Source organism: Spongiibacter tropicus DSM 19543 (genome assembly GCF_000420325.1).
GTDB classification, from domain to species: Bacteria; Pseudomonadota; Gammaproteobacteria; order Pseudomonadales; family Spongiibacteraceae; genus Spongiibacter; species Spongiibacter tropicus.
The window spans coordinates 26,545-38,625 of the sequence record NZ_ATUS01000001.1 but is presented as its reverse complement, the minus strand read 5'-3'; the positions used below and the strand labels follow the sequence as shown (position 1 = coordinate 38,625).

At 57.1% G+C, this 12,081-nt stretch carries 10 protein-coding genes; 5 read left to right on the top strand and 5 right to left on the bottom strand.

The genetic code is table 11. The features are described from left to right. Positions 1-50 precede the first annotated feature (50 nt). From purB to G411_RS18760, 3 genes are read left to right on the top strand one after another with little or no spacing between them, the layout of a single operon-like run. Positions 51-1,415: an adenylosuccinate lyase gene (gene purB / locus G411_RS0100185; RefSeq protein ID WP_022957145.1), complete on the top strand. Its 1,365-nt coding sequence runs from the start codon at positions 51-53 to the stop codon at positions 1,413-1,415. A gap of 3 nt (positions 1,416-1,418) precedes the next feature. Then, positions 1,419-2,537: a cupin domain-containing protein gene (locus G411_RS0100180; protein ID WP_022957144.1), complete on the top strand. Its 1,119-nt coding sequence runs from the start codon at positions 1,419-1,421 to the stop codon at positions 2,535-2,537. Further along, on the top strand, positions 2,518-3,414 hold the full coding sequence (locus G411_RS18760; RefSeq protein WP_084495171.1) for a GNAT family N-acetyltransferase: 897 nt from the start codon (positions 2,518-2,520) through the stop codon (positions 3,412-3,414). Before G411_RS0100180 ends, G411_RS18760 begins: the two co-directional genes overlap by 20 nt. Before the next feature lie 10 nt (positions 3,415-3,424). On the opposite strand, the gene G411_RS0100170 is transcribed toward G411_RS18760, so the two are convergent. Together G411_RS0100170 and ppsA are read right to left on the bottom strand one after the other, a co-directional pair. After that, on the bottom strand, positions 3,425-3,742 hold the full coding sequence (locus G411_RS0100170; RefSeq protein ID WP_028968006.1) for a Rieske (2Fe-2S) protein: 318 nt from the start codon (positions 3,740-3,742) through the stop codon (positions 3,425-3,427). 139 nt (positions 3,743-3,881) lie between these two features. After that, positions 3,882-6,254 carry a phosphoenolpyruvate synthase gene (ppsA, locus tag G411_RS0100165; protein WP_022957141.1) on the bottom strand — a complete coding sequence of 791 codons (2,373 nt, stop codon included), beginning with the start codon at positions 6,252-6,254 and terminating at the stop codon, positions 3,882-3,884. A gap of 130 nt (positions 6,255-6,384) precedes the next feature. Between ppsA and ppsR the strand changes: the two genes are divergently transcribed. Both ppsR and G411_RS18755 read left to right on the top strand, forming a co-directional pair. Continuing rightward, a complete protein-coding gene (ppsR, locus tag G411_RS0100160; RefSeq protein ID WP_022957140.1) occupies positions 6,385-7,200 on the top strand; it encodes a posphoenolpyruvate synthetase regulatory kinase/phosphorylase PpsR in 816 nt (271 codons plus the stop codon). Positions 7,201-7,202: 2 nt separating this feature from the next. Beyond that, positions 7,203-8,408 (top strand): patatin-like phospholipase family protein, encoded by a 1,206-nt coding sequence (locus tag G411_RS18755; protein WP_022957139.1) that lies wholly within the window; start codon positions 7,203-7,205, stop codon positions 8,406-8,408. On the opposite strand, the gene G411_RS18750 is transcribed toward G411_RS18755, so the two are convergent. From G411_RS18750 to scpA, 3 genes are all read right to left on the bottom strand, one after another. Continuing rightward, positions 8,373-8,831: a YiiD C-terminal domain-containing protein gene (locus tag G411_RS18750; RefSeq protein WP_022957138.1), complete on the bottom strand. Its 459-nt coding sequence runs from the start codon at positions 8,829-8,831 to the stop codon at positions 8,373-8,375. The two genes, G411_RS18755 and G411_RS18750, sit on opposite strands and share 36 nt — an antisense overlap. After that, positions 8,828-9,805, bottom strand: coding sequence for a methylmalonyl Co-A mutase-associated GTPase MeaB (gene meaB / locus G411_RS0100145; RefSeq protein WP_022957137.1), 978 nt, complete (start codon positions 9,803-9,805; stop codon positions 8,828-8,830). Before meaB ends, G411_RS18750 begins: the two co-directional genes overlap by 4 nt. Before the next feature lie 76 nt (positions 9,806-9,881). Beyond that, on the bottom strand, positions 9,882-12,041 hold the full coding sequence (gene scpA / locus G411_RS0100140) for a methylmalonyl-CoA mutase (RefSeq protein WP_022957136.1): 2,160 nt from the start codon (positions 12,039-12,041) through the stop codon (positions 9,882-9,884). Between the last annotated feature and the right edge of the window lie 40 nt (positions 12,042-12,081).

Genomic DNA, 12,081 nt, shown 5'->3' with positions numbered 1-12,081 from the left:
TAAAACGCCCGCCCGCATCATTGAAAATTTATTTAGAAAGGTACCCGATAATGGAATTGTCAGCGCTCTCCGCTATTTCTCCGGTTGATGGCCGCTACGGCAGCAAAACCGCCTCACTGCGCCCGGTGTTCAGCGAGTTTGGCCTGATCAAAAGCCGTCTGATCGTGGAACTGCGCTGGCTGGCTCAGTTGGCGGCCAATCCTGGTATCGATGAGGTGCCCGCCCTCTCCGCCCGCGCCAGTGCCGTACTGGACGAGATGATTGCCAATTTCGGTGAGGCCCAGGCTGCCCGCGTCAAGGAAATTGAGGCCACCACGAACCACGACGTAAAGGCCATCGAATACTTCATCAAAGAAAGCATTGCCGGGGACGACGAGCTCGCCGCGATTTCCGAGTTCGTACACTTCGCCTGCACCTCAGAAGATATCAACAACCTTTCTCACGCACTGATGCTGCGCGAGGGGCGCGACGTTATTCTGAAGGATATCGATCAGATCATCGACACTCTGGCCGGACAGGCCCGTGAGTTTGCCGAGATTCCCATGCTGTCACGCACTCATGGCCAGACTGCCAGCCCCACCACCATGGGCAAAGAACTGGCCAACGTCGTAGCCCGTCTACGCCGCCAGCGCGAAGCCATTGCCTCAGTAGAATTGCTGGGCAAAATCAATGGCGCCGTAGGCAACTACAATGCCCACCTCTCGGCCTATCCGGCAGTCGATTGGGAGGCCAATGCCAGCAGTTTTGTAGAGAGCCTGGGCCTGAATTGGAATCCCTACACCACGCAGATCGAACCCCATGACTATATTGCCGAGCTGTTCGATGCGCTGGCACGTTTTAACACCATCCTGATCGACCTGGACCGGGATATCTGGGGTTATATCTCGCTGGGTTACTTCAAGCAGCGCACCATTGCCGGTGAGGTGGGTTCCTCCACCATGCCGCACAAAGTGAACCCCATCGACTTTGAAAACTCCGAGGGCAACCTCGGTATTGCCAATGCCGTGCTCCAGCACCTGGCCGCCAAACTGCCGATTTCCCGCTGGCAGCGCGACCTGACCGACTCCACCGTGCTGCGCAACATGGGCGTGGGAATGGCCTACAGCATGATCGCCTATCAGGCGACACTGAAAGGATTGAGCAAGCTGCAAATTAATCCCAAGCGCCTTGCCGCCGACCTGGATGATGCCTGGGAAGTCCTCGCCGAACCCATCCAGACGGTGATGCGTCGCTACGGCGTGGAATCCCCTTACGAGAAGCTGAAAGCCCTGACTCGCGGACAGCGCATCACCCGCGAGGCGCTGGAAACCTTTGTGGAAACGCTGGAGATTCCCGCTGAAGCGAAAGCAGAGCTGCAGGCCCTCAGCCCTGCCACCTATATTGGCAACGCGATCGCGCAGGCCAAGCGGATCTGATTCGTGGCGCTGCAGGACTTCGACGCCCAGCAGTTTCTCGACAGTGACTGGCAGCGCCAGCCACGCCTGTTGCGCGCGGCCCTGCCCGCCTTTGTCTGCCCGGTCGATGGCGATGACCTTGCCGGGCTCGCCTGTGAAGCCGACGTCGATTCACGACTGATCCGACGCGATGGCGAGGACTGGCTGCTGCGGCATGGTCCACTGGACGAGTCAGACTTTGCGGAACTGCCGGCAAGCGACTGGACGCTGCTGGTACAGTCCGTAGATCACTGGATTCCGGAAGTCGCGGCTTTGCTCGAACACTTTCGGTTTCTGCCGCGCTGGCGTATCGATGACATCATGATCAGCTATGCCAGTGATGGCGGCAGCGTGGGTCCACACTACGACAACTACGACGTCTTTCTGATTCAGGGGCATGGCAAGCGGCGCTGGGACATCGGTCAGCACTGCGATGACAACACACCGCTGCTCGGCCATCCTGAACTGCGACTGTTAAAACAGTTTGAGTGCCGTGAGAGCGTTTTGCTGGAACCCGGTGACATTCTCTACATCCCGCCCGGTGTCGCCCATTGGGGCCGCGCCGAGGGCGATGACTGCATCACACTGTCGGTCGGTTTTCGCGCCCCCTCCCATGCTGAACTGATTTCTCAGTGGTCTATGGAGCGTGAATCGGCATTGAGCGAAGACCAGCGTTTTCGGGATGCAGCACTCCGCGCCGATGCCAATCCCGGCTGGATTCCTGAAGAGGTCGTCAGCCAGCTGCGGCAGGTGCTAAGTCAGGGGCTGGATGATGACCAAAGCCTCTCGCGCTGGTTCGGCCAGTTAATGAGCCATGTCGACAACGAGCAATTGTTCTCGAACCCGGCTCTGTCCTTTGTCGAATTTCAGTCGCAGGAACAGCATTCCAAGCTATATTTGCGCCCCGGCGCCCGTCTCGCGTTCGACGCACACTATCTGTTTGTTGACGGCTGTGCCTATTCTTATGACAGCGCTCACCGCGAGCAGATTGCCGCCTTTTGTGCTCAGCAAAACGATGACATTGTCACGACTCTAACACCTGAATTACGCTATAGCCTCTATCAGGCGGGTACGGTGTATTTCGATGACGATGTTGAAGATTGAGCCAGTCAGCTGGCAAGACGACGCCGAGATTCTTACCGCTATCCGTCACCGCGTTTTTGTCGACGAGCAGCATGTCCCTATCGAACTGGAAATCGATGAGCATGACCCTCAGGCACAACACTGGCTGGCCTCACTAGGTGATACAGCGGTGGGCACGGTTCGATTGCTCAGCGACGGACATATTGGCCGCATGGCAGTACTCGCCGACTATCGCGGCAAGCATATCGGCCAAGATATGCTGGACACCGTGATAGCCAGTGCGAAAGCCCAGCAATTCCCCCTGCTCCGTCTGGCCGCTCAGCAACACGCGATAGGCTTCTACCGCAAAGCCGGGTTCAAAATTTATGGCGAGCCCTTCATGGATGCGGGAATTCCCCACGTTAGCATGGAATTGCGGCTGGACACGGCTGCAAAAAGCCCCCCTGAGCATCAAGACTTCTCCGCTCTGGCACTGGATATTTGTCAGCAGGCCCGGCGCCAAGTGCGCATATTCAGTCTCAGTCTGAATGAAGCAATTTACAGCGAAGACGCCTTGAGCGTGGCCCTGTCGGCGCTGGCAAGACGGCATCGAAACAGCGAAGTCCGCTTGCTCATCTGCGATGATCGACCGTTACGGGAAGTCCGCCACCCGCTGGTGGAACTGAGCCGTCGCCTCAGCGCGGTCGACATTCGGCTGGCGCGGGTAGAGTTACAACAAGAGCTGCGTGAGTATTTTCTGGTGGGCGATAACGGCCATTTTGCGGCCTACACCCGCCACGGCCAAAGTGGCCTGCGGAGTGGCGTTGACAAGCGCGCCGCGGCAAGGGAGTACATCGAACAGTTTGACCGGATCTGGCAGGTCTCACGGCCTTCGCCATGGTTGAAGCGCCTCTACTGAGCGCCAATATTCAACCATCAAGCATCACACCGATTTCATTGTCGCGGTAGACCAGCTCATAACAGCGTAAGTTGCGGCAAGGCTCTTCGCTGGCAAAGCGCAGCTGCCCATCACTGATGCCAAAGCGGTAGTGATGTTTCGGGCAGACCAGTTCATCACCCACCACATCTGAAGCGGTCAAGGGGTACTCTCTATGTGGGCAGCTACTCTCCACCGCGTAGCGTTGCCCATCAATCTGCAACAACATCAGCGAGTGATTGTCGATCTTGAACACTTCTCGATAGCCATCGAAAAGGTTGATCAGCTTTTCCAGAGAGTAGTAACGCATAGTGCCCTGCCACATGGGGTTTGCGGCATCTTACCTCAGTGACCGGGCCATACAAATAGTTATGCCCGGCACAAAAAAGCCCAAGCTGATAAACAGCCTGGGCTCAAGCGCGTTCTTACAATGAGACCGGGTGGCTATATCAAGCGTTCAGTTTCTCCGCCAGGAACAGCCAGGTTTCGAGCACTGAGTCCGGGTTAAGCGATACGCTGTCGATGCCCTGCTCCATCAGCCACTGGGCAAAGTCGGGATGATCCGACGGGCCCTGACCACAAATACCGATGTACTTGCCCTGCTCTTTACAGGCTTTGATCGCGCTGGACAGCAGTACCTTGACGGCGTCGTTGCGCTCGTCAAACAAGTGAGCGATCAAGCCGGAATCGCGATCCAGTCCCAGCGTGAGCTGAGTGAGGTCGTTGGAGCCAATCGAGAAGCCGTCGAAGTGCTCAAGGAATTGCTCTGCCAGCAAGGCATTGGCAGGCAGTTCGCACATCATGATGATTTTCAGGCCGTTCTCGCCACGCTTCAGACCGTTCTCGGCGAGCAGTTCGATGACCTGTTTGGCCTCGCCCACGGTGCGCACAAAGGGCACCATGATCTCGACGTTTTGAAGATCCATCTCTTCACGGACTTTCTTCAGTGCGCGGCATTCCAGGTCGAAGCACTCACGGAAGGAATCAGAGATGTAGCGCGAGGCACCGCGGAAACCCAACATGGGGTTTTCTTCCGAGGGCTCGTAGAGGCTGCCGCCAATCAGGTGGGCATACTCGTTGGATTTGAAGTCGGACATGCGCACGATCACGCGCTCCGGGTAGAAGGCGCTGGCGATGCTGGAAATGCCTTCCACCAGCTTTTCCACGTAGAACTCAACTGGGTCCGCATAGCCTGCAACACGGCGCTTCACCGCCTGCTGAACATCGCGGGGCAGCGTGTCGTAATTGATCAGCGCTTTGGGGTGCACGCCGATCATACGGTTAATAATGAACTCCAGTCGCGCCAGACCGACACCCGCGTTCGGGTAGGACTGGAAGTCAAACGCGCGATCCGGGTTACCGACGTTCATCATGATTTTGAACGGCAGTTCGGGCATGCTGTCGAGCTGGTTACGGCTGATATCAAAGTTCAGCTGCCCCGCATACACCATACCGGTGTCGCCTTCGGCACAGGACACTGTCACGTCCTGACCAGAGGTGAGCCTCTCGGTAGCGTCGCCACAGCCGACAACCGCTGGAATACCCAGCTCGCGGGCAATGATCGCCGCGTGGCAGGTGCGGCCACCCCGGTTGGTTACAATGGCTGAGGCGCGTTTCATGACCGGCTCCCAATCCGGGTCAGTCATGTCGGTCACCAGCACATCGCCTTTTTGTACCTGATCCATATCCGCGATACCGGCAATTACCCGTACCGGACCGGCACCGATGCGCTGACCAATAGAACGCCCTTCACACAGCACTTCACCTTTCTCTTTGAGCAGGTAGCGCTCCATCATATTGGCGGATTCACGGCTCTTCACAGTTTCCGGGCGAGCCTGAACGATATACAACTTGCCGTCGTCGCCATCACGAGCCCACTCGATATCCATCGGGCGGCCGTAGTGCTTTTCAATAATCAGCGCCTGGCGCGCCAGCGACATCACTTCGGCATCGCTGATACAGAACTGATTGCGATCGGCTTCGGGCACCTCAACGGTTTCCACTGACTTACCGGCAGCGGCCTCGCTGCCGTAGACCATCTTGATCAGCTTGCTGCCCAGATTACGGCGCAGTACCGCTGGTCGGTCTTTAGCGAGAGTTGCCTTGTGCACATAGAATTCATCGGGGTTTACCGCGCCCTGCACCACCGTCTCACCCAGACCATAGCTGGCGGTGATGAATACCACACCGTCGAAGCCGGACTCGGTATCCATGGTGAACATGACACCTGCCGCGCCGGTCTCGGAGCGAACCATGCGCTGGATGCCAGCCGACAGTGCGACGTCGGCATGTTCAAAACCTTTGTGAACGCGATACGCGATAGCGCGATCGTTGTACAGCGAGGCAAACACCTCTTTGATCGCAATCATGATGTTGTCGAGACCGTTGATGTTCAGGAAGGTCTCTTGCTGCCCCGCAAACGAAGCATCCGGCAGATCTTCTGCGGTTGCCGAGGAGCGCACGGCGCAGGCCATGGCGGGGTTGCCATCGATCATCTTGGCATAGGCTTCGCTGATCGCCTCGTTCAGCGGGCCGGGGAATGGGGTATCAACAATGGCCTGACGAATTTCTTTGCCGACTTCGGCCAGTTTTTTCACATCGTCGATATCCAGGCCCTTGAGCATGTCTTGGATACGCTGATTCAGACCACTCTGGTCGAGGAAGTCGCGATAGGCCTGCGCGGTCGTCGCGAAACCATCGGGCACAGACACCCCTGCATTGGAGAGCTGACTGATCATCTCACCGAGCGAAGCATTCTTGCCCCCTACCCGGTCGACATCGTTCATACCCAGGTCCCTGAACCAGATCACGTATTCAGCCATGCGGTCATTCTCCTTTGCAATGCGTTTGGCTTGCAGCTATAAGGGTGAAAATAGTGCGACGCCAGCATACTAAAACAGCTATTCTGGAAATTCCCGTCGAAAAACACCCTGCATTCGGTAAAAAAACTACATGAAGAGAACGGTTTTCTACATTTCAGACAGCACCGGCATTACTGCGGAAACCCTCGGCAGCAGCGTATTGACCCAATTTGAGCAGCTTGAGTTTGAACATATCGTCGTCCCGTACGTCGACTCTGTAGAAAAAGCGGCGTTAACTGTGGCTAAAATTGATCGCATCGCCGAGGAAACCGGCCATCAGCCCATTATTTTTGACACGCTGGTGAATCAAGACATCCGCGCGGTGATCGCCACCAGCAAGGGCTTTATTATCGACGTGCTGGACACCTTTCTGTCGCAACTGGAAACTGCCCTTGGCGAGAAGCCCTCAAGCACCGTGGGGCGCCTGCAAAACGCCGACCGAGATGCCCGCTACCAGACACGCATTGATGCCGTGAACTTCGCACTGGATAACGACGACGGTGCGCGCATCAATCGCTATGATCAGGCACAGGTCATTCTTATCGGCGTGTCGCGCAGCGGTAAAACGCCCACCTGTCTCTACCTCGCGCTGCAGGCGGGGGTCTTCGTGGCAAACTATCCCCTCACCGAAGAAGATCTGGAAGAGCGCCGCTTGCCCAAAGCCCTCGCTGAACATCGTCCACGATTGTTCGGGCTGACCATCGAACCCTCCCGACTCGCCGCGATCCGTGCCGAACGACGTCCAGACAGCCCCTACGCCAGCCTGCGACGCTGCGAAGACGAAGTCCGCGACGCCGAAGCACTGTTCCAGCGCTTTGGTATTCCCTACCTCAATACGACCCACGCCTCGGTGGAGGAAATTGCCACACGAGTCTTGGTGGAAACCGGCCTGCGCGGACAGCGCTAGACATGAAAGACGGTGAAAGGCTCCTTCCCGCTCACGCGAATACCGGACTGATACTTCCCGGCGGCGGCGCTCGGGCCGCCTATCAGGTGGGTGTATTAAAGGCGGTTGCCGAACTGCACGGTCCGCGTCACGACAATCCGTTCAGTATTCTGTCCGGCACGTCTGCCGGGGCAATCAATGCCGTGTCGCTGGCGGCCGGCGCACACCATTTCTCCGGCACCGCGCAGAAACTTGAATTGCTGTGGCGGGAATTAACCACTGATAAGATCTATCGCGCCGATATTATCGGCGTGATTCGCAATGCCCTGCGGCTGGGGCTCTCGCTGTTCAATTCAGGTATTGCGGTTGGCAAGCCGGTTGCCCTGCTGGACAACAGTCCATTGCGGGAGCTGCTGGGGAAGCATATCCATTTCAACAACATCAGTCGCAATATTCTCAACGGTGATCTGGACGCCCTTTCGTTGACAGCGATGAACTACAGTCTGAACCTGTCTGAAACTTTTTTTCAGGGCGGCCCTGGCCACGCCGGATGGCAACGCTGGCGACGACAAGGACTGGCCACGCCGATTACCCTGCAGCACCTGATGGCTTCCGCCGCCATCCCCACGATTTTCCCTCCCGCCAAGGTGGGCCGCTACTACTACGGCGATGGTGCATTGCGTCAGCTCACCCCCATCAGCCCGGCCATCCATCTAGGCGCGCACCGGGTGCTGGTGATTCCGCCAAGCGGGCATCGCCAGCACTACTCCGCCACACCCAAGCCGATTCAGTCTCCGGCCTTTGGGCAAATAATCGGGCAGTTATTGAACAGTGCTTTTATCGACAGCATCGAGATTGATATCGAACGACTGGAGCGGATCAACGAGTTGCTGTCGCTGATCCCCGAGGAAAATACCGAGCTGATGGGTCGCAATTTGCTGCCAGTTCGCTGTTTGGTGATTAGCCCCAGCGAAGACATCGACAGTATTGCTGACGATCATGTAAAAGAGCTGCCCCGTTCTCTCCGGGCATTTTTGGGACGGACGGGCAGCAGCCGTGGCGGCAATGTGAATATCGCCAGCTACCTGCTGTTCACTCCGGAATTCTGCGGCAAGCTTATCGACCTGGGTTACCGGGACGGCATGGCTCAGCGCGAAGCGCTTAGTTGTTTCCTGTACAAGGAATCCGACGACTCATGCTTTGACACCGACAATGGCGTACAGCCCTGAGAATCGCGCCGCCACGGCATCGCCGATGCGCACCTCAGAGCTGAGCGCAATCTTCGCCCGGCCTCGCTCGGCAAAGTCCCCAAAAAACTGCGTCCAATCGGACTCGTCGGTGGGCAGTGAGCTGGCGACAATATCGCCATCGACAGGCTTCATGTAATCAATCTCGCCTTTCGCAACGACGATATCAGGATCCAGCCCCTGCTCGACACAGCGCAGATAGACCATCCCCCAACACGCCATCACCGCGACTACGTAGATACTGCCGCCGAAAGCGGTCAGTTTGTCATTGATGCTGGGGCCCAGCGGCGCGGTCAGCGTCAGTGAGTGGCTGTCGTAATCAGCCACCGCCAACTGCATGTGCTGAGCCGTCGGCAGATGACGGGCGATGAATTCATCGAGTTTCCTGGCCACCGCCTTGCTCATGATGTCGGCGTTCCTTCGAAGAGCAGCTCGACAATGCGCTGTGCGGCGAGGAAAGGTGTGGTCTCGCCATCGGTCACCTTTCGGTTCAATTCCGGCAACAGGGCTTTGATGGCCGGGTTCTCCTTCAGCTTGATATCCAGCATTTCATGAAGCAGCTTATTCATCCACTCTTTGGCCTGACGAGCGCGCTTCTCCGCCAACGCGCCGTTCTTGGTAGCGTCGACTTGATAGTCGCTGATCATGCCCCACACCGCTTGAATATTTTCATTGCGCAGCGCAGAACAGGTCATCACCTGAGGCGTCCAGAAACTGCTGTGGCGCAGCAGATGTAGTGCATTCTGGTAGTGGCGACGGGTTTGCGTGGCGAGGTTGATGCTCTCGCCATCGGCCTTGTTGATCACCAGTGCATCGGCCAATTCCATAATGCCTTTCTTAATGCCCTGCAGTTCATCACCGGCATTGGGCAGCATCAGCACCATGAAAAAGTCGACCATACTCGCGACTTCGTATTCGGACTGCCCGACCCCAACGGTTTCCACCAGAATGACGTCGTAACCGGCTGCCTCGCACAGCAGCATGGTTTCGCGTGTCTTCAGCGCCACACCGCCCAGCGAGCCTTCGGAGGGCGACGGCCGGATAAACGCATCATCGCTGCGCGACAGCATTTCCATGCGGGTTTTATCGCCGAGAATGGAGCCCCCGGCTATCGGTGAGCTGGGGTCGACAGCCAACACCGCCACGCGCTTACCCTGTGAAATCAGGTACTGGCCGAAGGATTCAATAAAAGTCGATTTTCCGACCCCGGGGATACCGGTAATGCCGATACGGATACTGTTGCCGGTATTGGACAACACCGCCTCAAGCAGCTCTTGTGCCTGTGCACGGTGATCGAGCTTTTTACTTTCAACCAAGGTAATCGCCTTGGCTAAGGCCCGGCGGTTACCCTGTTTGAGCGCTTCTACATCAATATTCATTGCAAATACCCATGCGAAAACGGGAGGCAACAGTGCCCCGCAGGACACCGCGCCTCCCGTTTCACGCCGTTGCGGATCAGCCCTGGTAGGCGTCGTTAATGGCGTTCAGCACTTCACGTGCCGCCAGCGGGATTTTGGTGCCGGGGCCAAAAATGCCCTTCACACCCGCTTTGTACAGGAAGTCGTAATCCGGGCGTGGAATGACGCCCCCCGCGACAACGATGATGTCGTCGGCACCGACTTTCTTCAGCTCTTCAATCAGCTGAGGCACCAGCGTTTTGTGACCGGCGGCCTGTGAAGAAACGCCCACGACGTGTACGTCGTTCTCGACCGCCTGTTTGGCCACTTCTTCCGGCGTGGAGAACATCGGCGACAGGTCGATATCAAAGCCCACGTCGGCGAATGCCGTTGCAATAACTTTGGCACCGCGGTCGTGTCCGTCCTGCCCCATTTTGCAGACCAGCATACGGGGACGGCGGCCATGTTTTTCAACGAAGCCTTCAATATCTGACGAAATGCCCTGCCAGTTTTCGTCGTCCTGATAGGCGCTGCCATACACACCCGACACGGTTTGCGCCTGAGCGTTAAAACGACCGAATTCACGTTCCATAGCGAAAGAAATCTCCCCAACGGTAGCGCGTACGCGGGTGGCTTTCACACACAGATCCAGCAGGTTGCCTTCGCCGCTGACAGCACACTGATAAATCGCTTCCAGTGCATCTTCGACCGCTTTCTCATCACGCGCGTCGCGAATTCGTCCCAGTGCCGCGACTTGCGATTGACGAACCTTCTCGTTATCGATATCCAGCACTTCGACATCGTCTTCTTCATCCAGGGTGTACTTGTTCACCCCGACGATGACGTCTTCACCACGGTCGATACGGGCCTGCTTGCGCGCCGCCGATTCTTCGATACGCAGTTTCGGCATGCCGGTTTCAATGGCCTTGGCCATACCGCCTTTCTCTTCAACCTCGGCAATCAGTTCGCGGGCTTTATCGGCGATCTCTTTGGTGAGGGATTCCATCATATAGGAACCGCCCCAGGGATCAGCTACCTTGGTGATACCGCTTTCTTCCTGAATGATCAGCTGGGTGTTGCGGGCAATGCGCGAAGAAAACTGCGTGGGCAGTGCGATCGCTTCATCCAGTGCGTTGGTGTGCAGCGACTGGGTGCCGCCGAAGACCGCCGCCATCGCTTCGATGGTGGTCCGCACAATGTTGTTGTACGGATCTTGTTCGGTCAGCGACCAGCCAGAGGTCTGGCTGTGGGTACGCAGCATTTTCGAGCGCGGATTCTTGGGCTCAAACTCGGAAACAATCTCAGCCCACAGCAGACGTGCCGCGCGCATCTTGGCGATTTCCATGTAGAAGTTCATGCCAATGCCCCAGAAGAACGACAGGCGACCGGCAAATTTGTCGATATCCAGCCCCGCAGCAATTGCAGTGCGGATGTACTCCTTACCGTCGGCCAGCGTGTAGGCCAGTTCCAGCGCGGCATCAGCGCCCGCTTCCTGGATGTGGTAACCGGAGATCGAAATGGTATTGAACTTGGGCATATGCTCTGAGGCATAGGCGATGATGTCACCGATGATTTTCATCGACGGTGCTGGTGGGTAAATATAGGTGTTACGCACCATGAATTCTTTGAGGATATCGTTCTGGATGGTGCCCGAGAGCTGGTCCTGGCTGACGCCCTGCTCTTCGGCTGCGACGATGTAACCCGCCAGTACCGGTAGTACCGCGCCGTTCATCGTCATCGAGACCGAGACTTTATCCAGCGGAATGCCGTCGAACAGCACCTTCATGTCTTCGACAGAATCGATGGCAACACCGGCTTTACCCACATCGCCAGTGACTCGGGGATGATCCGAGTCATAGCCGCGGTGAGTCGCCAGGTCGAAGGCCACCGAAACCCCCTGACCGCCTGCCGCAAGGGCTTTACGGTAGAAGGCGTTGGACTCTTCTGCAGTAGAGAAACCAGCGTACTGGCGGATAGTCCAGGGGCGACCGGCATACATGGTCGGCTGGGGGCCGCGGATAAAGGGCTCGAGACCGGGGAAAGTATTGGTGTAAGGCAGGTCGCGGGTATCTTCAGCGGAGTACAGCGGCTTAACGTCGATACCTTCTGGCGTGTGCCATGTCAGGTCATCAAGGGTTTTGTTGCTGCGTTCCAGGGATTTGTTGGCAAGGCTATGCCATTCGTCCAGCGAAACTTCAGGGGCTTTGTAATCGGCCATATTCGTGGTCCTGTCGATAGTCGTGTGCACCCTGCCACTT

Coding starts and splice junctions, on each gene's coding strand:
- G411_RS0100170 (WP_028968006.1), bottom strand. CDS start 3,742: ATGCGTTACTACTCTCTGGAAAAGCTGATCAACCTTTTCGATGGCTAT.
- ppsA (WP_022957141.1), bottom strand. CDS start 6,254: ATGGCTGAATACGTGATCTGGTTCAGGGACCTGGGTATGAACGATGTC.
- meaB (WP_022957137.1), bottom strand. CDS start 9,805: ATGAATATTGATGTAGAAGCGCTCAAACAGGGTAACCGCCGGGCCTTA.
- G411_RS18755 (WP_022957139.1), top strand. CDS start 7,203: ATGAAAGACGGTGAAAGGCTCCTTCCCGCTCACGCGAATACCGGACTG.
- scpA (WP_022957136.1), bottom strand. CDS start 12,041: ATGGCCGATTACAAAGCCCCTGAAGTTTCGCTGGACGAATGGCATAGC.
- G411_RS18750 (WP_022957138.1), bottom strand. CDS start 8,831: ATGAGCAAGGCGGTGGCCAGGAAACTCGATGAATTCATCGCCCGTCAT.
- ppsR (WP_022957140.1), top strand. CDS start 6,385: ATGAAGAGAACGGTTTTCTACATTTCAGACAGCACCGGCATTACTGCG.
- purB (WP_022957145.1), top strand. CDS start 51: ATGGAATTGTCAGCGCTCTCCGCTATTTCTCCGGTTGATGGCCGCTAC.
- G411_RS18760 (WP_084495171.1), top strand. CDS start 2,518: ATGACGATGTTGAAGATTGAGCCAGTCAGCTGGCAAGACGACGCCGAG.